The organism is uncultured Aquimarina sp. (assembly GCF_947492405.1).
Lineage (GTDB): Bacteria > Bacteroidota > Bacteroidia > Flavobacteriales > Flavobacteriaceae > Aquimarina.
In genome coordinates this window covers 1-371 of sequence record NZ_CANLMP010000031.1, presented here as the reverse complement: position 1 = coordinate 371, position 371 = coordinate 1, and the positions used below count along the sequence as shown (strand labels likewise).

The following is a 371-nucleotide window of genomic DNA, read 5'->3' as shown; positions in this document are numbered from 1 at the left end:
GGAGCAACTGGTGCTACAGGAAGCACTGGCGCTACAGGATCTACAGGAAGCACAGGAGCAACTGGTGCTACAGGAAGCACTGGCGCTACAGGATCTACAGGAAGTACAGGAGCAACTGGCGCTACAGGAAGCACAGGAGCAACTGGCGCTACAGGAAGCACAGGAGCTACAGGAAGCACTGGCGCAACCGGTGCTACAGGAAGCACTGGCGCAACCGGTGCCACAGGAAGCACAGGAGCAACTGGCGCTACGGGAAGCACAGGTGCCACAGGAAGCACGGGAGCAACTGGTGCTACAGGAAGCACAGGAGCAACTGGCGCTACGGGAAGCACAGGCGCTACAGGAAATACAGGAGCAACCGGTGCCACTGG

At 59.3% G+C, this 371-nt stretch carries 1 protein-coding gene; it reads left to right on the top strand.

Annotation, left to right across the window (positions count from 1 at the left end):
- Positions 1 to 371, top strand: a 371-nt coding sequence (locus Q0829_RS27525) for a hypothetical protein (protein ID WP_298549310.1), incomplete at both ends; no start/stop codon positions are given.